Origin of the sequence: Nocardiopsis xinjiangensis YIM 90004 (assembly GCF_000341145.1) — a bacterium.
Classification (GTDB): domain Bacteria; phylum Actinomycetota; class Actinomycetes; order Streptosporangiales; family Streptosporangiaceae; genus Nocardiopsis; species Nocardiopsis xinjiangensis.
The window spans coordinates 117042-136664 of sequence record NZ_ANBE01000033.1 but is presented as its reverse complement, the minus strand read 5'-3'; the positions used below and the strand labels follow the sequence as shown (position 1 = coordinate 136664).

Genomic DNA, 19623 nt, shown 5'->3' with positions numbered 1-19623 from the left:
GCGCGTCGGGCCCGCCGATCGCGATCCGCGGGCCCGAGCCGTTTCGGGGCCTGGCGGCGCCTAGCGGTAGTTCACGAACTGCAGAGCCAGGTCGAAGTCCTTCTCCTTGACCAGGTTCTGGACGGTCTGCAGGTCGTCCTTCTTCTTCGAGCTCACCCGCAGCTCGTCGCCCTGGACCTGCGCCTTGATGCCCTTGGGGCCCTCGTCGCGGATGTACTTGGAGATCTTCTTGGCGTCCTCGGTGGAGATGCCTTCCTTGAGTCCGATCTGGAGGCGGTACTCCTTGCCGGAAGGCTTGGGCTCCTCCGGAAGGTCCAGGATCTTCAGGGACAGCTTCCGCTTGATCAGCTTCTCCTTGAGCACCTCCAGCGCCGCGTTGGCGCGCTCCTCGGCGCTGCTGCGGATCTCCAGGCCGGTCTCGCCCTGGCGGCTGACGGTCGTCCCGGTGCCGCGGAAGTCGAACCGCTGGGACAGCTCCTTGGCCGCCTGGTTCACGGCGTTGTCGACCTCTTGGTGGTCGATCTTGGACACCACGTCGAAACTGGATTCGGCGGCCACGCTCGCTACACCCCGCTCGCTCTCTCGTCGGTCACGGGCGCATGCGACGCCCGTGCGCTCTGTTCGGGCCGGGCCGAGGGCGGCCCGGACACACGGCATCCGAGCTTAGCCGTGACCGGTGCGGACCCGCTCGCAGCGCCGGCCGTGGACGCGCCCGCGGCTCTCGATTTCACCCTCAGGCCGATCATCCGTTATTGTCGTTCATGCGCCGCGACGAACACGTCGCCGCCGCCCAGGCGGGTTGCCCGAGTGGCCAATGGGAGCGGACTGTAAATCCGTCGGCTTTGCCTTCCAAGGTTCGAATCCTTGACCCGCCACACTGGGGAAACGCCCCGGTGACCAGCACGAACGTTGGTCACCGGGGCGTTTTGCGTCAGCGGGGGCCGATGGGACGGTCCCGCCGTTCGCGGGAGCAGGGTTCCTTGCGGTGCTTGGGGTCGTCGGGGTCGGGCTGCGCTCGACGCTCCGATGAGCACCACTCACCAGAACCGGTTCGACGGGCTTCGACCGGTGGCCCTGTCGCCGTCCTCCGACCCCGCCCCACCGACGGGCCGGCTCGGCCCGGCTTCGGCACACGCACCAGGACCACCAGCACCAGGGCAGAGCCGCCGATGGTGGAGAACCATCCCCATCCGGTCTCTCCCACGGCCAGGTTGCCAAGACCGACCAGGGCCACCAGGAGACCTGCGATCGCGGTCCCGTAGGTCCGGTGGTCCCACAGCCACGCCAGGGTTCTGGAACTGGATGAGGCCACGGCTGTCTTCACCTTCCCCGACCCCCGGAACGCCTTGCGTGGGGTAGACGCAGCGCTCTCCTCGCGGAATCGCTCGTGCGAGTGCAGTCGCATTTTTATGCCCGCCCGTCCGGAATGTCATGTGGATGGCCGTGGCCTGGCCGGATGCGGCCACGACCTTCGTACCGAGCCGTCCTCGTTCGATGCGCACCGATGTGTGGCTGGAGCCGATGGTTCGGTGGTCCCGGGGCGCACCTGCCCCCGTTGGGAAGAGGTCGCCTGCGGCGTGAGGGGATACGGACGGTAATGGTGTCACCACACCAGGATCTCGTGTGCGTAACAGATCGCGGTCGTTGTGGGTGGACGTGCAGTCTGATGTCCGGATTCGCGGCTTATGGTGCGGACGCGGGAATTGGGGGTTGATGAATGCATTCGCCCCTGAGGCAAAAAGGGTGGGATCGGCGAAACGCGCAAAACGGTTTCCGGATTTCGGCGTTGACAAAAATCGGGGGCCGTTCAATGATTGCTTCAGTCCACCGCGACACAGGTGCAGAGCGCCTGAGTCTTTTTCTGTCGACCCGTTTCCATTATCGGGAGAATCATGATCAAGAAGACGGCCGCTGCCGGCCTGGTCGCCGGTGCCGCGTTGGGCGCGCTCCTCATGGGAGCTCCGGCTCACGCCTCGCACGGAGGCGACCAGCAGTTCAACCAGAACCTGCAGCTCGTGCCCGTCCAGTCCTGCAACCTGGACGCCAGCGTCGGCCTGGTCGCCGTGACCGTGCCCGTCCTGTCGCCGCAGACCACCGGCGACTGCGTGAACGGCCCCGTCGGTACCAACATCAGCTAGTTCCGGCAATCAGCCAAGAGAACTCGTCACAAAGTTTTGAAAGGTCATCAAATGCTTCGTAAGTTCGGCGTTGCCGGTCTCGTCGCTGGCGCCGCTCTCGGCGCTGTCCTCGCCGCCACCCCTGCGTCCGCCGGCTACGGCCACGGCTCGCACGGTGGCGACCAGCAGTACAACCAGAACCTGCAGGCTGTGCCGGTCCAGTCCTGCAACCTCGACGCCGCTGTCGGCCTGGTCGGCGTGAACGTGCCGATCCTGTCGCCCGACAGCACCGGTGACTGCACCAACGGCCCCGTGAGCACCAACATCGACTAGGAGCCGGGTCCGGACCGCGCTCGGCCGAGCGCGGCCGCTCCACCCGCCGGTGAACTCGTCCCCGGAACGGAACCGGCAGTCGCTCCCGCACTCGTCGACGCGTCCGGGCCGGGCACGGCGCACCCGTGCCCGGCCCGGAGCCGGGGAGGCGGACCACCTTCCCGGCCACGTCGACCAGTACCCGAACAACCTTCTCGGGGATCCGTGTGTCCCGGCCGCTGTGCCGCAGGGCCGCGGCCCCGTCCACACTCACTCGATCAGGAGAGATCGCCATGCTGCGCAAGATCACTGCCGCCGGTGCCATCGCCGGTGTCGCCCTCGGTGCCATGCTCGCCGCCACCCCCGCGTCCGCCGGCCACGGCCACGGCTCGCACGGTGGCGACCAGCAGTACAACCAGAACCTGCAGGCCGTGCCGGTCCAGCTCTGCAACACCGACCTGGCCGTGGGTCTCCTGGCCGGCGTCAACGCCCCGATCCTGTCGCCCGACAGCACCGGTGACTGCACCAACGGCCCCGTGAGCACCAACATCGACTAGGAGACCCCGTATGTTGCGCAAGATCACGGCGGCCGGTGCGATCGCCGGCGTCGCCCTCGGGGCGATGCTGGCCGCCACCCCCGCTTCTGCGTCGCACGGTGGTGACCAGCAGTTCAACCAGAACGTGCAGCTCGTGCCGGTCCAGCTCTGCAACACCGAGCTGGCGGTGGGCCTGGTCGGCGCGAACGTGCCGATCCTGTCACCGCAGACGACGGGTGACTGCGTGAACGGTCCGGTCAGCACCAACGCCCAGTAGGAGCTGACCGAGGGCATCGCCCTCACCCTTCCGGGGCCACGGCCCCGGTGTGACCCTCCATGGGTAGGTGGGAGGCCCCCCGGCGTGTGCCGGGGGGCCTTCGTGTCGCTCCTGGGGATGATAGGCACAACCATGCGAGGGAGGCGGCGATGAAGCGCACGATTGCTCCGGTACTGCTGGTGGCCCTGGCCCTGTGCCTGAGCTCTTGCACGGACGAGGTCGACCCCGAAGGGTGGCAGTCGGGAGAGGGGCCGGCCCCCAGCCCCACCGCGGAGGAGACCGCGGACGGCACCTTCGTCTTCAACCGCTACCAGGACGAGCAGGGCTACCGCGACGAGAGCCCCGAGACCTACGTGGCGACCGAGTTCACGAGCTTCTCCGGCATGTCCTGGGACGAGTGGTCGGACGAGATCGCCCGGGGCAGCGGCAGCATGGCCGGGAGCTGGTGTCTGAACCTGGACTGCGACGAGGACCCCTATCAGGTCGACGTGGAGCTCGGTGACCCGGTCGAGGTGGACGGGGTCTCCTACTTCTCCACCTACGAGGTCACCGACGCGGGGGACATGCCCGAGGACATCCGCCAGGGGATGGAGGCAGCCGACGAGGGCCGCTTGACCCTCCCGCCGGAGAGCGGTACCGGCGAGGGGGACCCCGAAGCCACCGCCGAGAGCGAGGACGGCGACCCCGACGGCAGCTCCGAGGACCCGGACGGTGACAGCAGTCCGGACGAGGACGGCGACGACTGAACCCGTTGAACCCGCGGCCGGAGGTGACCTTGGACTCCTTCGTCGGCCGGGGAAACCGCCAAACTTCCAAAAAATACGAAACTCCTGTTCAGCGGTGGTCTCCAGGCCGCATTTCCCGGGTCGGGGCCGGCAGAAACGGGCGTGGTGACCGTGCGGGGTCTCTAGTCTGCTGAAGGTGGGCATCAACCAGTGGACGGACAACCTCGACGACGGAACGGGCCCCGGCAGCACGCCGGCGCCCCGACACGGCCGTGCCGCGCTGCTGCGCCTGGCCGCCTGGTTCGAGGAGGCCGAACCGGACCGCGCGCACGCGCTGGCCTCGGCCGCTTACACGCTCGACCCCGCCCGTCACTTGCACGGGCGGGTGGACGGGACGGTCACGGCCACCACGAGTTGGTGGCAGGCTGACCCGGACCACAGCACGGTCGTGGAACGCCCCGGGAACCGCCGCCCGGAACCGGTCCGTGATCACCGGGCCCAGCAGGCACGTCTGCGCGATGCCGCCGAGTCCTCCGCGCACTGGCGCCGCGACGGGGCCGAGCAGATCCGCTCGCTCCTGACCGAACCCACGGGCCGTGACGCACAGCTGGCCCTCACCGGGGCCGGTATGGAGGTCCTGACCGAACTGTTGACCGCGGCCCTGGCCGTGGGGGACGCCGACGGGCGCCGTACCTCCGCCGGGGATCTGGAGTTCGGGCTGCGGCTGCACGTGCTGCCTTCCACCGGAGCCCGGGTGACGGTCTCCGGCGAGGGCGGCGACCTCGCCCTCCAGGACCTGCGCCTGTACGTGACGCCCTACGAGCAGGCCGACCCGGGACCGTTGCCCGGGATCGCCCCCGCGGAGGAGCCCGCCCCGTCCGAAGTGCCCGAGGCCGCCGACGAGGCCTCCGTTCCTGACGCGGAGCCTGTCCCGTCCGAAGTGCCCGAGGCCCCCGATCAGGTGTCCGGATCCAGCGAGGACCCGGGCCGGGCCACGGACCCCTCCGCCGGGTCCATCGCCGGGGATGACCCGGACCAGGAGGCTTCCACTTCCCTTGCCGACGGGGCCCCGGCCACGGATACCCTCCCCGGACCGGCCCCGGACATCGAGAGCACCGGCCCGATCGACATCTCTGCGCACCGAGCCCACCGCCAGGAACGGGGGTGACCACCATGGATGCCTACACCGAGGACTCCGCCCTCATCGGCGAACGCCAGGCCGCAGCGCGTGCCCTGATGGTTCGCCCCCTGCTCACCGAAGCCACCCACCCGTCCGATCTCGCGCTCGCGCGCACGCACGCCGAGTGGCTGATCCAGCGGTTCCAGCGGGTGCTCGGGTACCGGCTCACCATCACCGACGACCACGCCCGTCTGCACAAGCGCGGGACCGGAGCGCTCGCCCCCGAACCGGTCCGGCGCGAGAGCGGGACCCGCTTCACCCCTCGGACCCACACGTACCTGGCGCTGACCCTGGCCGTCCTGGTCGAGGCCGTCGAGGACACGGCAGTCCACGAACTCGCCGCCGCGGTGCGTGAGGCCGCCCGGGAAGCCGGTGTGGACGCCGATCCCGCTCGCGGCGCGGGTGAACGCCGCGCCTTCGGGGCCGCCCTGCGCCACCTGGTGGGGCTCGGCGTGCTGACCGAACTCGCCGGCACGGTCGCCGACCACGTGACCGACCCCGCGGCCGAGGTGGTTCTGCGTCCGCGCACCCAAGCGGCCCGAGCAGTGGCGGTGCACCTTCCGCGCCCCGGGCAGACCCCCGAGTCCTTCCTGGCCGAGGCCGACGAGAGTGATCCCGAGGGCGACCAGGCGGGGGAGACCGCGCTGCGCCGCATGCTCGCGGAGGACACCGTGGTGCTGCGGGAGAACCTGCCCGACCGGCAGCGCGAACGGTTGGTCGCCCACCAGTGGCGGGCCGCCTCGGCGCTGCGCAACCTGTTGGGCAGCGACACCGAGATCCGCGCCGAGGGTGTGGCGCTGGTCATGCCGGACGAGGCCGCGGGCGGACCCGGGTTTCCCGCGCAGGACCCGGTCGGCCGTGTTGCGCTCGCCCTCCTGATCCATCTGTCCGGGCGCCTGGCCCCCGGACACCCGGCCACCTCCGTTCCCGTGCCCGAGGAAGAACTGCGGGCCGCCCTGGAGACATTGACTGGGGCCGATACGCCGGAACGGGCCGAGTGGGAACGCACCGCCGGCCCCGAGGTCCCCGACCCGGCCCGTATGCCCGCCCTCGTGACCGAGCTGTTGCGCCGATGGGGGCTCCTGCACGGCGGTCCGGGAGAATGGCGCCTGGCCGCGGTGGCCGCCCGTTACGGCGCCGAGACGGACACGCGTGTCCCCCCGGTCCTGGACAATGACGAAGACGGTGGCGAACGAGAAGGTGAGCGCGACCAGTGGTGACCCAGGAGACCAGCGAGGCCCCGACGGCGTCTCCGGCTGACCCAGCCCGCGGGACCCCGCGTTACCGCCTCGAACGAGCGGGTATCCGCAACATCTGGCAGTACGACGACCACGTATTGGATTTCGCCGAGGGGCGGCTGCTGCTGCGCGGCCGCAACGGCGCCGGCAAGTCCAAGGCGCTGGAGATGCTGTTGCCGTTCCTGCTGGACGGCGACCCCCGACGCCTGGACACCACCGGCACCAACCGCACCAGCCTGCGTTGGCTCATGGCCGACGACCCCCGCGCCGGCAGCTCTGTGGGCGGCGAGGGCGGCTCCGACCTGCTCGGTGACACCGAGGAGTCCGCGCAGGAAGGACCCGGTTCCGGTGAGGCCCCCGGCAACAGCGGTGAGGAGAACGGACCGCCCACCCGCCTGGGGTACCTGTGGGTGGAGTTCACGACCGAGCGCGGCGACCGGGGGCTGGACGGGGCCGAGGGCAGCGAGCCGCACACCTCCGGTCCGGGCGAACCCGGCCGCGAGGGCGCCCCGCCCACCCACCTGACCCTCGGCGCGGCCGTCACCGCAGTGGGCGAGGCAGACCCGCGCTGCGTGTTCTTCGTCACCGAACACCGAGTCGGCCACGGCCTCGACCTGGTCGTGGACGGCCGTCCCAAACCCGTGGACCGGCTCCGCTCGGAGCTGGGCGCCGACAACTGCTTCACCAGCGCCATCGCCTACCGCAACCGGGTCATGCACGACCTGTTCGGTATCGACGACCCGGTGCGCTACCGCAACCTCATCCACCTGCTGTACCGGCTGCGCCGCCCCACCATCGGCGACCGTCTCGAGGCCGGCGAACTCGTCGGGGTGCTCTCCGAGGCCCTGCCGCCCATGGACGAGACCGTCCTGGACGAGGTCGCCCGCAACATCGCCGACCTCGAACAGGCCCGTGAGGAGAAAACGGCGCTCACCGAGACCCGCGGCGCCGTGGAGACCTTCCTCGCCGACTACCACGGCTACCTCGTCACCGCCCTGCACGAGCGCGCCGCCGGGGTGCGCGAACAGCTGGAGGCCTGCACCCGCCGCGCCGACGAGACCGAGCGCCTGCGCAACGAGCTCGACGGACTCGTCAGCGCCGAGAGCCAGGTCGCCGAGGAACGCGATCAGGCCCGCCGCACCCGCGACACCGCACGCGCCGACGACGCCACCCTGGTCGGCGCCGGCGGGGGAGGGGCCGCCACCGACGAGCAGCGCCGCGCCTACGACGCCGCCGTCAGCGCCTACATCCGGGCCGCGGAGGCCGCTTCGGCCGCAGCCGAGTACGCGGAGACCACCGAACGCCATTCCGTGGACCGCCTCGTGGACGACGCGGGCAACGCCGGCCGGGCCCTGGAGACGCTGAACCGCACCCACGCCGAGGCCGCGCGAGCCATCGGCGCCGCTGGGCTGGACCCCGAAGCGCTGGGCCGGGTCCCCGAGCCCGCCACGACCTCCCTCGCGCCCCGCGAGAGCAGTACCCGCGTCGATCTCCAGGGCCTGGAGCAGGCCGTCGAGCGCGCCCCGGTGGAAGGGCTCGACACCGAGGTCCTGCGCGAACGGCTGGGTGTCCTCCACGACCACCTCACCAGCGCCATGTCGGCCGCGGCCCGCCGCGCCGAACAGGCCGACCGGCTCATGGCCCTCACCTCCGAGGAGGCCGCCACCGACCGCCGGGTCCTGACCCTGACCAGTGAGGCCGAGGGTGCCGAGGCCGTCCTCGAGCACGCCCACACCCGCGAGCAGACGGCCCTCAAAGCCCTCCGTGAGGAGAGCGCCGCCTACGCGGACGGGGTCCGGGCCTGGACCGCACGCCTGCGCGACCACAGCCACGCCCACGCCTTGGGGGAGGCCATCCACGAGCTGGAGGCCTCCGTCGAACTGCCGCTGTCCGACGCGTTGCGGGTCCTGGAGCCCGGGGTCCCCGAGACCGTCGCGCGCCTGGCACACGACACCGTGGACCCCCTCCTGGAGGAACTGCGTGCGCGCCGCGACGTCGCCGTCGGCGAGGAGGGCCGCCTGTCCGACGAACTGGCCGAGCTCACCGACCGCCGCGACGGCGAGGCCGACCCCGCGCCGCCGCGCCCGGGCTGGTCCACCGCGCCCCGTCCCGACGGCGAGGGCCTGCCCTTCCACCTGGCCGTGGACTTCGCCGACGGGCTCAGCACTCGCGAACAGGCCGGGCTCGAGGCGGCCCTGGAGGCCGGCGGGCTGCTCACCGCATGGCTGCGCGCCGACGGGTACCTCTACGATCCCTCCACCCGCGACCTCGTCCTCAGCCCGGCCCGCCAGGCCAAGGGGCGCACCCTCCTCGACGTACTCGTGCCGGTGCCCTCTCCCGACCAGGGCGTCAGTACCGAAACGGTCCGGTCCCTGCTCGCGTCGGTTTCCCTGCACTCGACCGGCCAGGGTGCGGAGGACAACGAGGCCAAGCACCGCCGGGACGCATCCGTGGCCACCGTCAGCTCCGTCTCCCTGACGGGCTCCTGGCGCCTGGGAGTGCTCGGTGGAGCCCACTTCAAGAGCGACCCCGAATACATCGGGGAGGCCGCCCGCAAACGCGGCCGCGACCGGGTCCGCGCCAACACCGATCGCCGCATGGCCATAGCCGAGGCCCTGCTCTCCGAGGCCGGGGAACGCCGCTGGGCGGTCGAGCAGTCCTACGCCGAGCTCCTCCGGGTCTCCCGGGACCTGCCCGACTCCAGTGAGCTCGTGCGTGCCTGGACCACCCTCGACATGGCCCGCGCCGACGTCGCCACCGCCCGGGGGAGCCACGAAGCCGCACGCGCGGCCGAGGAGGAGGGCCGCACCGAACTCCTCGCCACCCGCGAACGCCTGCGTATCGCCGCCGCCGAACACGCCCTGCCCACGGGCCGCACCGAACTCGACCGCACCCTGCGTGCTCTCGACCACCTGCGGGTGCTGCTCACCTCGGCCCTGCGCTCCCTGGACGTGCTCGCCCGAGACCTGGCCGGACACGACCGCAACGTCGCCGCCTGGCGCCGCACCCGCGAGGCCCGGGTGGCCGCCGAGGACGCCCGCGGCAACGCCATCGACGACATGATCACCGTGCGCCGCCAGATCGAACTCGGTGACCGGGCCCGTTCGGTCGCCGGTGACCAGCTCGGCGCAGCCCGCTCCCAGGTGCAGGGCCGCGCCGACGAGGCCGAGCGCCGCCTGCCGGAACTGGAACGCGCCGCACAACGCGCCCGCGACTCCCGCGTCGAGGCCGAGGCCCGCCTGGACATCGCCGGACGCGAACTCAACGAACAGATCAGCCGCGCCCTGGCCGCCGGCGACGCCCTCGCCGCCTCCCTGGCCACCGAGGGCGAGGAGGAGGCCGAGGTCCCCGACACCGTCCTGCTGGGCGCCGCCGGGCTCGAACGCCTCGCCGCCGAGGATTCCCCGCTCCCCGCCTACCTGCGGCCCCGTGCCGACGGCGGGACCGGTCAGGACGCCGCCGCAGCCCCAGGGGCCCGCCTGGAGCTGCTGGAGGCCCTCACTGCCCTGCTGGAGGAGGACCTGGCGGCTCAGGAGGAGGTCCCCGAGATCGACGACAGCTCCGTTCTCAGAAGCCGCGAAGAGCTGCAGGAGCGCCTCGCCTCCGCGGCGTGGGCCCATTCGCGCACCGAGCTCACCGAGCCCCGCGGTCTCAAGCGCATCATCGTGCACGACGAGGACGGCGATCACGACGTCACCGCCTACGCCGAACGGCTCTCCGCCGCCTTCGCGCGCTCGGAGGAGACCGTCGCCATAGCCGAGGAGGAGGCCTTCGAACGCCACCTGCTCGGGGAACTGGCCAGGCACCTGGCACGCCAGATCGACGAGGCCCGCGCTCTCATCGGCACCATGAACGGCGTCCTCAAGGACGTGACGACCTCCGCGGGTCTCGGCGTGCGTCTGGACTGGCGCCTGGCACCCGACGCGGGCGCCGACATCGAGGCGGTCGTGCCGCTGCTGGCCACCCCGCCGGAGGAGCGCACCCGCGTGCAGACCACACGTCTGCGCGACGCCCTGCGCCGGTGCATCGAGGCGATCCGCCGCCTCGACCCGACCGCCACCGGGGGCGCCCAGCTGCGCGCGGCCCTGGACTACCGTTCCTGGTTCGCCTTCACCGTCCACGTCACCGACGGCAGCGGGGACGAGCGCCGCCTGGGCCACCGCACAGCATTGAGCCAGGGCGAGCAGCGGGTCGTGGCCTACCTGGTGCTGTTCGCTGCGGCCGCCGCCCATTTCGACGCACTCGCCGCCCGTGCACCGTGGGCGCCGAGGTTGATCCTGCTCGACGACGCCTTCGCCAAGGTCGACGAACCCACGCACGGGCGCCTGCTCGGACTGCTGGTCGAGCTCGACCTCGACTTCGTGCTCACGTCCGAGCGGGTCTGGGGCTGTTTCCCGAGTGTGCCCAGTCTCAACATCTACGAGTGTCTGCGCGATCCGAACGTGCCGGGCATCGCAACGCTCCACTTCACCTGGGACGGGAGCCGGCGGAGACTCGTCGGTGTCTGACCTTTGGTGGCTGTTCCGGGCGCGGGTGCGGACACCCCGCCCGGGATCCGGGGCGCGGGCCGGATGAGGACGAGTTCCCCGGCATCCCGTACCGTTCGTCCCCGGCTGTCCTAGGCTGTGTCCGGTGGGCACCGTCCGTCGCACCGACGGATCCTCACACAGCTGGTCGAGTGCCCGCCGGGCGCACCCTGACCCCGGTGCGAAGCGATCAGTGAGGCGGGTGGCGAAGGTGGCTCGGATCCCCGAGACGTTCGACCGAGACGAACAGGACGGCTATGGGACCCCGCCGGCCGACGACCCCACCGCGGAGGTGCTGCTGGCGGCGCTGGAGCGGTCGCGGTTGGCCCGGCAGACACGTGACTGGGTCCGTGCGGCGCTGTGGGGCGACGAGGCCGTGTCCGCGGTCCTCGACGGGCGCGAGATGCCCGAACCCGAACCCGGATCCACCTCCCAGAGCGGTCCGGGCAGGGCCCCGCACTCACAACTGACCGGGATCCGTGTACAGGGGTTCCGTGGGATCGGCCGTCCCGCCGAACTCACCTTTCCCACCGGGCCCGGCCTCCACGTCATCGTCGGCCGCAACGGCTCGGGCAAGTCCAGCTTCGCCGAAGCGGCCGAGGCGGCCCTGACCGGGCGCAATCCCCGTTGGGACGCGATGCCCACCGGGTGGCGCGACGGATGGCGCAACCTGCACTACGACGAGCGCACCGAGGCCAGCGTCGACATCCACTTCGCCGGCGACCATGCCCCGACCCGCATCACCCGCCACTGGATCGGCGAGAGCGTCCGCTCGGCGCGCGGGGAGGTCGTGCGGCCCGACGGCGAGGTCTCGCACCTGCGCACGCTCGGCTGGGGCGAGGACCTGGTCCGCTACCGTCCCTTCCTCTCCTACGACGAGCTGGGCCGTACCGTCACCGGCCGCTCCGCCGAGCTCTACGACACCCTCACCGCGCTCCTGGGCCTGACCGACCTGGCCGAGGCCGAACGCCGCTTGGCCCGGGTCTGCGACGGGCTCGTCAAACGCCGTGACCGCCCTTCCCGCGAGCTCCGGCTGCTCCTGGAGGACCTGCGTGCCTCCGACGATCCCCGGGCCGCCCGGGCCGTGACCTTGCTCACCGCCCAGCACCTCGACTTCGGGGAACTGCGCAGTATCGCCGCCGACGACGGTCCGGCCGACCCGGCCCAGCACGTGGTCCTGCGCCGGCTGCGCCGCCTGAGCGTTCCCGAACGGGTCGTCATCGCCGACGTGGTCAACGAACTGCGCGGGGCCTCGATGGAACTGGCGATGGCCGCAGGGACCAAGGGCGACCACGCCCACGGGGTCCTCAACCTGCTCGAACAGGCCCTGGAACACCATCAGCGCCACCCCTCCGAGACGACCTGCCCCACCTGTTCGGCTTCCGGCGCCCTCGGATCGGACTGGGCCCGCCGGGCCAAGGCCCAGGTGCGGGCTCTGCGTCCCCAGGCCGCCACCGCCGAGGCCGCGTACGGACGTGCCGAGGCCGCCCGCGACCAGGCCCGGTTCCTGCTCTCCCCGATGCCGACCTGGTTGCCGCCCGACAGCGAGCTGGGCCAGGTGTGGGCGCTGTGGGAGTCGGGCAACACGATCACCGACCTCGGGGAACTGGCCGAACACATCGAGACGGTCGGCAAACAACTGCGCACCGCCGCGATCAGTGCGCGCCGCGACGCGGGCGAACGCCTGGAGGACCCCACCGGGGGCTGGGCCGACCTCGCCGAGCGCCTCTCCGCGTGGCTCGACGACGCCCAGGAGGCGATCCGGGCGAGCGAGACCCTGGCCTCGGCCGAGGAGGCCCTCGACTGGCTGGCCGAGCGCGCCCGCGAACTGCGGGCCGAACGCCTCGGTCCGGTCGCCGCCCAGGCCGAGCAGGTCTGGTACCGCCTGCGCCAGGAACGCCACATCGACCTGCAGGGCATGCGCCTCATCGGCCGCGGGGTCCGCCGCCGGGTCGAGGTGGACGTGGCGGTGGACGGGGTCGAGGACCAGACGAGCGCACCCGGTCTGCTGAGCCAGGGTGAGTTCCAGGCTCTGGCATTGTCGATCTGCCTGCCCCGCGCCCTGGTGGAGGGCAACCCGTTCGGGTTCCTCGTCCTGGACGATCCCGTGCAGGCGATGGACACCGAGACCGTCGAAGGGCTGGCCTCGGTCCTGGCGGAGGCGGGCCGGTACCGGCAGCTGATCGTCTTCACCCACGACACCCGGTTGCCGGACGCGATGCTCCGGTTGGGGCTGCCCGCCTCGATCCGCACGATCAACCGCGACGCGATGTCCAACGTGTGGCTCGACGAGGGGAGCTGAGGGCCTGCGGGATCGGGCGGTCCGGGTCACATTCCCGGCTTTTTCCCGCCTCCGCGCGAAGACCCGGAAACGGTCGAGAACCGCCGATGAGCAGCGGTTATGCCGTTCCGGGGGTAGTCCCGGAGCATGTCTGGGGGAGGGGGTCCGGCCGCCGATTTGGCAGAGCACCCCCTGAGACCTGTATAGTTCTTATCAGCGCACGGGGGCAACGCCCTCGGGGCGGACGAGAGGAAGCCCAGCACAGCGCGCCCCTTTAGCTCAGTCGGCAGAGCGTCTCCATGGTAAGGAGAAGGTCTACGGTTCGAATCCGTAAAGGGGCTCCACCACTTGATGCGGTCCGATCCACTCAGGTGGGTGGTCGGCGCGAGCCGTCGGCCGGTCCGGGGAGGATCCGAATTCGGGATCCGGTCCCCGTCAGATCGGGGCGGGGTAGCTCAGTCGGTAGAGCAAGCGGCTCATAATCGCTGTGTCGTCGGTTCAAGTCCGGCCCCCGCTACCAACTCGCCGGCCCCTGGGGACAGAAGTACGCCAGGGGTCTTCGCGGGTGCCCAGCAGTGTTCTACTGCGTGTTAGGTAATGTTTCCAGCGAGAAAGGCACTCCGAAGTGGCTGCCACAGATGTGAGGCCGAAGATCACCCTGGCCTGCCAGGAGTGCAAGAACCGTAACTACATCACGCGCAAGAACCGTCGGAACACCCCCGACCGGCTCTCGATGAAGAAGTTCTGCTCGACCTGCCGTACGCACAACGAGCACCGCGAGACCCGCTAGGTCGTGCGCGTGCCGCGCAGAGCGCGGACGGAGGCGGCGTCCGGGAGCAACGGACTTCGCCTGGACTTTCAGCCCGGTGAGCGAACAGCTCACCGGGCTGTTTCGTGTGTCGGGCACTCATCGGCCCCAACCAGAAGAGGGAGACCGTGGCGATCAACCCTGACCACCTCGGCCGGGAGTACCCCGCCCCCGAGGTCTACGAGGTCACCCGGGGCAAGATCCGTGAGTTCGCCGAGGCGATCAACGACCCCAACCCCGCCTACGTCGACCGCGAATCGGCGCGCACCCTGGGGTACGCCGACGTGGTCGCACCGCCGACCTTCCCGGTGATCCTCGGCATGGCCGGCTCGGCGCAGGCCGTGGCCGATCCCGATCTGGGCGTGGACTTCTCCCGTGTGGTCCATGGCGACCAGCGTTTCCAGTACTCGCGCCCCCTCCTCGCCGGGGACGTGCTCTCCAGCGTCACTCGTATCACCGGCATCAAGACCTTGGGCAGCAACGACCTGCTGACCCTGGAGACCGAGGCCTCGGACTCGGGCGGCGAGCACGTGGTGACCGCCACGATGATGCTCGTCGTGCGCGGAGCATGAGCAGGCCGCACCACCGTCCCCAGCGATACGTGAGGAACACCAGCGTGAGCAGGTTGCGCCACGCCGACGTCGAGGTCGGCGCCGAGATCCCCGAACAGACCTTCCCGGTCCGCCGCTTGGACCTCGTCCGCTACGCGGGCGCCTCGGGTGACTTCAACCCCATCCACTGGAACGAACGCTTCGCCAAGTCCGTCGGGTTGCCCGACGTGATCGCGCACGGCATGTTCACCATGGCCGAGGCCGCGCGTGTGCTCACCGACTGGACCGGGGACCCGGGCTGTGTCCTCGACTACTCCGTGCGTTTCTCCGCCCCGGTGACGGTTCCCGACAACGAGGAGGGCACCGAGATCACCGTGGGGGGCAAGGTCAAGTCCAAGAACGACGACGGGACCGTCAACGTGCTGCTCACCGCCCGCTCCGGCGGCGCCAAGGTGCTGGTGCAGTCCAAGGCCCTGGTCCGGCTCGCGTCCTGACAGTTTCGACAGAGGTGGTTGAGGTGTCCACGTTCTCCGACGATCCGCCCGTGCTGGCCGACTACACCACGCTCGGCCTGGGCGGGCCCGCCAAGACCTTCGTGCGGGCCACCACGACCGAGGAGCTCGTCGCCGCCGTGCGCGGGGCCGACACGGCCGGTGAACCCGTCCTGGTCCTGGGCGGGGGCAGCAACCTCGTCGTGGCCGACTCCGGTTTCTCCGGAACGGTGGTGCACGTCGACACCCAGGGGGTCTCCTTCGAGGAGGCAGGAACCGACCCGGACACCGGCGAGACCGTGGTGCTTCTGCGCGCCCAGGCCGGCGTGGAGTGGGACCCGCTGGTCGAGCGTGTCGTCGGCGAGGGCCTCAGCGGGTTGGAGTTCCTCAGCGGGATCCCCGGACGCGTCGGCTCGACCCCGATCCAGAACGTGGGCGCCTACGGCCAGGACGTCAGCCAGACCGTGCGGGAGGTGCTGGTCCACGACCGGGACACCGGCGAGCTGCGCACCATGACCAACGACGAATGCGGTTTCACCTACCGCGACAGCGTCTTCAAGGGCCGGCCCCGTTACTTGGTGTGCGAGGTCGTCTTCGAGCTGCGCCGTTCCGACCTCAGTCGTCCCGTCGCCTATGCCGAGGTCGCCCGAACGATGGGCGTCGAGGCGGGGGAGCGGGTGCCGCTGGAGCGCGCCCGCGAGACCGTCCTGGGCCTGCGCCGGGGCAAGGGCATGGTGGTGGAGGAAGGCGACCCCGACACCCGCAGCGCAGGGTCGTTCTTCACCAACCCCATCGTGTCCGAGGAGACCTTCGCCGCGGTGCGCGAGCGCGCCGCCGAACGCTTGGGCCCCGACTTCCCGGTCCCCGGCCACCCCGACGGCCGCGGCGGAGTCAAACTCTCCGCTGCCTGGTTGATCGACAAGGCCGGGTTCGACAAGGGGCACGGCCAGGGTCCGGCCCGCATCTCCGGAAAGCACACACTGGCGCTGACCAACCCGGGAGGGGCCTCGACGGAGGACCTGCTCGATCTGGCACGTGAGGTGCGCGCCGGTGTCGAGGCGGCCTTCGGGATCCGCCTGGTCAACGAACCCGTCATGGTGGGCGTGGACCTGTAACGCGCTTTCGCCCACACCTTTTTCACGCCGTACCCAATTCTTGAGTTGGGTGCGGCGAACTTTTTTATTCGAGCTTCTTTCCGAGTGAATTTGACAGGGCCATGAATTGCCTTTCTCGTCGCCTTTGTCGTAAAGTCGTGTTCGCCGAAGGGGAGTAGTCCCCGATGCATGCGGTCGACAGACCGGCCCGAGGGCCCGGCCGCATGAGCCCTCAATCGGATGAACGAGGGCGGGCGAGACCTTCGGCCCGGCGCATGAACGGCGACCGGGTCGAAGAGGCGTGTCCGCCTCTCGCCCCGTTCCGGACTGATCGAGGGGAAATGACAGGGTTCCTGACCGGACTCGTCGTGAGTACGATCGCTATTTTCTTCGCGGAAATGGGCGACAAGACACAATTGGTCGCGATGTCCCTCGCGACGCGTTACCGGGCGCTCACCGTCATTCTCGGCATCACCGCCGCGACCGCCGTGGTGCACCTGGCGAGCGTCTTCGTCGCCGAGGTCATCGGCGCGGCGATCCCCACCGACTGGCTCACCCTCGCCGCGGGCCTGGCATTCCTGTTCTTCGGGACCTGGACCCTGCGCGGCGACGAGATGAACGACAAGGACGAGGAACGCGCCGCCTCACGCCGCATCCGCTCCGGGTTCATGACCGTCGCCCTGGTCTTCTTCGTCGCCGAGCTCGGTGACAAGACCATGTTGGCCACCATCACCGTCGGGACCCAGCACCACTGGTTCCCGGTGTGGATCGGCTCCACCGTCGGCATGGTCGCCGCCGACGCCGTGGCCATCGCCCTGGGCGCCCTTCTCGGCAAGAAGCTCCCCGAGAAGGCGATCCGTATCGGCGCCGCCGTCCTCTTCTTCGCCGCCGGCGCCGCCATGCTCGCCCAGGGCGCCCTGATGTTCCTCCGCTGACCGCTTGCAAGGCCGGAACGGGTCCCGGCCCCGCGGCCAGGACGGCCCTCACCCCGGCTCGGAGGCGAGCCAGGTGTCCACCCCCGCCAGCAGCTCCTTCTTCAGCGGATCCGGCGCCCCCGATCCGCGGATCGACATCCGCGCGAGCTCGGCCAGCTCCGTGTCACCGAACCCGAAGACCGAACGGGCGATCTCGTACTGCTCCGCCAGGCGCGGGCCGAACAGCAGGGGATCGTCGGTGCCCAGCGCGATCGGTGCTCCCGCGTCGTAGAGGCGCCGCAACGGCAGGCGGTCGATGTCGTCGATCACGCCGAGGCCCACGTTGGAGGTCGGGCACACCTCGAGGGTGATGCCCTGGGTGGCGATGCGTTCCAGCAGGTAGGGGTCCTCCACTGCGCGCACCCCGTGTCCCACACGGTCGGCGTCCAGCTCGTCCAGGCACTCGCGCACACTGCGCGGTCCGCCGAGCTCCCCGCCGTGCGGAGCGGAGAGGAGCCCGGCGCGCTTGGCGATACGGAAGGCGCCCTCGAACTCGCGGGCCCGCCCCCGGCGCTCGTCGTTGTTGAGGCCGAAGGAGACCACGCCCCGGTCCGCGTACTGGCGGGCCAGGCGGGCCAGGACCTTGGCGTCAAGGGGGTGCTTGGTGCGGTTGGCGGCGACCATGAGGCCGATGTGCACGCCTGTTTCGCTCTGGGCCGCCGCGGCCGCGTCCAACATCAGCTCCAGGGTGGAGGTCAGACCGTCGAACAGGGAGGAGTAGCCCCCCGGGTCGACCTGGATCTCCAACCACCCCGACCCCGCGGCACGCTCGTCCTCGGCGGCCTCGCGCAGGAGGCGGTACAGGTCATCGGGGGTACGCAGCACCGAACGGGCGATGTCGTACAGGCGTTGGAACCGGAACCAGCCCCGCTCGTCGGTGGCGCGCAGCTTGGGCGGCCATTCCTCGGCCAACGAGTGCGGTAGATGCACGCCGTTCTTGTCGGCGAGTTCGACCAACGTGTCGTGGCGCATCGAGCCGGTGAAGTGCAGGTGCAGATGGGCTTTGGGCAACCGCTCCAATCGGCGGGCGGTGGTCGGTGTCTCCATGCACCAAGCCTGCCGTATGTGGAGCGCCCGAAGGGACCGAAAAAGAGGAACGCGCCCCGGGAGGATCCGGGACGCGTTCCTCGGTGCTGCTGGGCCGATGCCTGTGACCGGGGTTACTGTGCCTCGGCCAGCAGCTTCTGGATCCGGCTCACGCCTTCGGTGAGGTCCTCGTCACTCAAGGCGTAGGAGAGGCGCAGGTAGCCGGGGGTGCCGAAGGCCTCGCCCGGGACGACCGCCACCTCGGCCTCCTCCAGGATGAGTTCGGCCAGCTCGGTCGAGGTCTGCGGGGTGCGGCCGCGGACCGTCTTGCCCAGCACGCCCTTGACCGACGGGTAGGCGTAGAACGCGCCCTGCGGCTCGGGGCAGACCACGCCGTCGATCTCGTTGAGCATGCGCACGATCGTGCGGCGGCGGCGGTCGAAGGACTCCCGCATCTTCTCGACGGCGGCGAGGTCCCCGCCCACGGCGGCGATCGCGGCCGCCTGCGACACGTTGGCGACGTTGGACGTGGCGTGCGACTGCAGGTTGCTCGCGGCCTTGATGACGTCCTCGGGGCCGATGATCCAGCCCACGCGCCAGCCGGTCATCGCGTAGGTCTTCGCGACGCCGTTGACCACGAGGGTGCGGTCGGCGATCTGCGGGACCTCGACGGGCAGCGAGCTGAACTCGGTGCCTCCGTAGACCAGGTGTTCGTAGATCTCGTCGGTGAGGACCCACAGGCCGTGCCGGTCGGCCCATTCGCCGATGGCGCGGACCTGGTCGCGCGGGTAGACCGCGCCGGTGGGGTTGTTGGGGGAGACGAAGACCAGAACCTTGGTCCTGTCGGTGCGGGCCGCTTCGAGCTGGTCGACGGAGGCCAGGTACCCGGTGCTCTCGTCCGTGGTGACGAAGACGGGGGTGCCCCCGGCGAGCTTGATCGACTCGGGGTAGGTGGTCCAGTACGGCGCAACGACGACGACCTCGTCGCCCGGGTCCAGGATCGCGGCGAAGGCCTCGTAGATGGCCTGCTTGCCGCCGTTGGTGACGAGGATCTGTGTGGGCTCGACCTCGTACCCGGAGTCGCGGCGGGTCTTCTCGGCGATGGCCTTCTTCAGCTCGGGCTGACCGCCGGCCGGGGAGTAACGGTGGTTCTTCGGCTGACGGGCAGCCTCGACAGCGGCCTCGACGATGTAGTCGGGGGTCGGGAAATCCGGCTCCCCGGCACCGAAGCCGATCACGGGGCGGCCCTCGGCCTTCATGGCCTTGGCCTTGGCGTCCACGGCCAGGGTCGCCGATTCGGAGATGGCGCTGATACGTGCGGAGATGCGCGGTCGTTCAGTCATGCCCTCCAGTTTGTCATGGGCCGGGAGGGGCCGGGCGGGCGGGAAGGGCCGGTGACCGGGGTCGGAGTGCCCCGAGCGTGGGCCCGTGAGCGCAGGCGGTTTGGCCACAGGGGGGCCGAGGGCATACACTTTTGCCCGTCGGAC

General features: G+C 70.7%; 18 protein-coding genes and 3 tRNA genes. 17 read left to right on the top strand and 4 right to left on the bottom strand.

The window, feature by feature from the left end; all coding sequences use genetic code 11:
- Positions 1–60 precede the first annotated feature (60 nt).
- Positions 61–558 (bottom strand): YajQ family cyclic di-GMP-binding protein, encoded by a 498-nt coding sequence (locus D473_RS0116885; protein ID WP_017610226.1) that lies wholly within the window; start codon positions 556–558, stop codon positions 61–63.
- 235 nt (positions 559–793) lie between these two features.
- Here D473_RS0116885 and D473_RS0116880 point away from each other — a divergent pair.
- A tRNA-Tyr gene (locus D473_RS0116880) sits at positions 794–875 on the top strand.
- 56 nt (positions 876–931) lie between these two features.
- Here D473_RS0116880 and D473_RS0116875 read toward each other — a convergent pair.
- Positions 932–1312, bottom strand: a complete 381-nt coding sequence (locus D473_RS0116875) for a hypothetical protein (protein WP_017610225.1) — start codon at positions 1310–1312, stop codon at positions 932–934.
- A gap of 580 nt (positions 1313–1892) precedes the next feature.
- Here D473_RS0116875 and D473_RS0116870 point away from each other — a divergent pair.
- The 16 genes from D473_RS0116870 to D473_RS0116795 all read left to right on the top strand — a co-directional run bounded on the left by D473_RS0116870 (position 1893) and on the right by D473_RS0116795 (position 17071).
- A complete protein-coding gene (locus D473_RS0116870; protein WP_017575923.1) occupies positions 1893–2138 on the top strand; it encodes a hypothetical protein in 246 nt (81 codons plus the stop codon).
- Positions 2139–2189: 51 nt separating this feature from the next.
- Positions 2190–2450, top strand: a complete 261-nt coding sequence (locus D473_RS0116865; protein WP_017610224.1) for a hypothetical protein — start codon at positions 2190–2192, stop codon at positions 2448–2450.
- A 272-nt stretch (positions 2451–2722) separates the two neighbouring features.
- Positions 2723–2986 carry a hypothetical protein gene (locus D473_RS0116860; protein ID WP_017610223.1) on the top strand — a complete coding sequence of 88 codons (264 nt, stop codon included), beginning with the start codon at positions 2723–2725 and terminating at the stop codon, positions 2984–2986.
- A gap of 10 nt (positions 2987–2996) precedes the next feature.
- The gene (locus D473_RS0116855; RefSeq protein ID WP_017610222.1) at positions 2997–3242 is read left to right on the top strand and encodes a hypothetical protein; all 246 of its coding nucleotides are present in this window, start codon (positions 2997–2999) and stop codon (positions 3240–3242) included.
- Positions 3243–3391: 149 nt separating this feature from the next.
- The gene (locus tag D473_RS0116850; protein ID WP_017610221.1) at positions 3392–3988 is read left to right on the top strand and encodes a hypothetical protein; all 597 of its coding nucleotides are present in this window, start codon (positions 3392–3394) and stop codon (positions 3986–3988) included.
- A gap of 175 nt (positions 3989–4163) precedes the next feature.
- Positions 4164–5135 carry a DUF2397 family protein gene (locus tag D473_RS0116845; protein ID WP_017610220.1) on the top strand — a complete coding sequence of 324 codons (972 nt, stop codon included), beginning with the start codon at positions 4164–4166 and terminating at the stop codon, positions 5133–5135.
- Between the two features lie 5 nt (positions 5136–5140).
- A complete protein-coding gene (locus D473_RS0116840) occupies positions 5141–6367 on the top strand; it encodes a TIGR02678 family protein (RefSeq protein WP_241474811.1) in 1227 nt (408 codons plus the stop codon).
- On the top strand, positions 6361–10893 hold the full coding sequence (locus D473_RS0116835) for a TIGR02680 family protein (RefSeq protein WP_017610218.1): 4533 nt from the start codon (positions 6361–6363) through the stop codon (positions 10891–10893). Before D473_RS0116840 ends, D473_RS0116835 begins: the two co-directional genes overlap by 7 nt.
- 220 nt (positions 10894–11113) lie before the next feature.
- Positions 11114–13213, top strand: a complete 2100-nt coding sequence (locus D473_RS0116830; RefSeq protein ID WP_017610217.1) for an ATP-binding protein — start codon at positions 11114–11116, stop codon at positions 13211–13213.
- Positions 13214–13460: 247 nt separating this feature from the next.
- Positions 13461–13536, top strand: a tRNA-Thr gene (locus D473_RS0116825).
- A 100-nt stretch (positions 13537–13636) separates the two neighbouring features.
- A tRNA-Met gene (locus D473_RS0116820) sits at positions 13637–13712 on the top strand.
- 105 nt (positions 13713–13817) lie between these two features.
- Complete coding sequence (rpmG, locus tag D473_RS0116815; protein ID WP_026127041.1) at positions 13818–13982, top strand: 50S ribosomal protein L33; 165 nt, start codon at positions 13818–13820, stop codon at positions 13980–13982.
- 146 nt (positions 13983–14128) lie between these two features.
- Positions 14129–14572 (top strand): MaoC family dehydratase N-terminal domain-containing protein, encoded by a 444-nt coding sequence (locus D473_RS0116810; protein WP_026127040.1) that lies wholly within the window; start codon positions 14129–14131, stop codon positions 14570–14572.
- A gap of 44 nt (positions 14573–14616) precedes the next feature.
- A complete protein-coding gene (locus D473_RS0116805; protein WP_017610214.1) occupies positions 14617–15045 on the top strand; it encodes a MaoC family dehydratase in 429 nt (142 codons plus the stop codon).
- A gap of 23 nt (positions 15046–15068) precedes the next feature.
- Positions 15069–16157 (top strand): UDP-N-acetylmuramate dehydrogenase, encoded by a 1089-nt coding sequence (locus D473_RS0116800; protein WP_017610213.1) that lies wholly within the window; start codon positions 15069–15071, stop codon positions 16155–16157.
- A 320-nt stretch (positions 16158–16477) separates the two neighbouring features.
- Complete coding sequence (locus tag D473_RS0116795; protein ID WP_017610212.1) at positions 16478–17071, top strand: TMEM165/GDT1 family protein; 594 nt, start codon at positions 16478–16480, stop codon at positions 17069–17071.
- A 48-nt stretch (positions 17072–17119) separates the two neighbouring features.
- Here the strand turns inward: D473_RS0116795 and D473_RS0116790 are convergent, their stop codons facing one another.
- Complete coding sequence (locus tag D473_RS0116790) at positions 17120–18157, bottom strand: adenosine deaminase (protein ID WP_026127039.1); 1038 nt, start codon at positions 18155–18157, stop codon at positions 17120–17122.
- A 113-nt stretch (positions 18158–18270) separates the two neighbouring features.
- The gene (locus D473_RS0116785) at positions 18271–19479 is read right to left on the bottom strand and encodes a pyridoxal phosphate-dependent aminotransferase (RefSeq protein WP_017610210.1); all 1209 of its coding nucleotides are present in this window, start codon (positions 19477–19479) and stop codon (positions 18271–18273) included.
- Positions 19480–19623 lie beyond the last annotated feature (144 nt).

Bases quoted from the DNA above. Each gene is read 5' to 3' on its own strand.
- D473_RS0116785 (WP_017610210.1), bottom strand. From the start codon at position 19,479: ATGACTGAACGACCGCGCATCTCCGCACGTATCAGCGCCATCTCCGAA.
- D473_RS0116855 (WP_017610222.1), top strand. From the start codon at position 2,997: ATGTTGCGCAAGATCACGGCGGCCGGTGCGATCGCCGGCGTCGCCCTC.
- D473_RS0116870 (WP_017575923.1), top strand. From the start codon at position 1,893: ATGATCAAGAAGACGGCCGCTGCCGGCCTGGTCGCCGGTGCCGCGTTG.
- D473_RS0116790 (WP_026127039.1), bottom strand. From the start codon at position 18,157: ATGGAGACACCGACCACCGCCCGCCGATTGGAGCGGTTGCCCAAAGCC.
- D473_RS0116795 (WP_017610212.1), top strand. From the start codon at position 16,478: ATGACAGGGTTCCTGACCGGACTCGTCGTGAGTACGATCGCTATTTTC.
- D473_RS0116840 (WP_241474811.1), top strand. From the start codon at position 5,141: ATGGATGCCTACACCGAGGACTCCGCCCTCATCGGCGAACGCCAGGCC.
- D473_RS0116865 (WP_017610224.1), top strand. From the start codon at position 2,190: ATGCTTCGTAAGTTCGGCGTTGCCGGTCTCGTCGCTGGCGCCGCTCTC.
- D473_RS0116860 (WP_017610223.1), top strand. From the start codon at position 2,723: ATGCTGCGCAAGATCACTGCCGCCGGTGCCATCGCCGGTGTCGCCCTC.
- D473_RS0116850 (WP_017610221.1), top strand. From the start codon at position 3,392: ATGAAGCGCACGATTGCTCCGGTACTGCTGGTGGCCCTGGCCCTGTGC.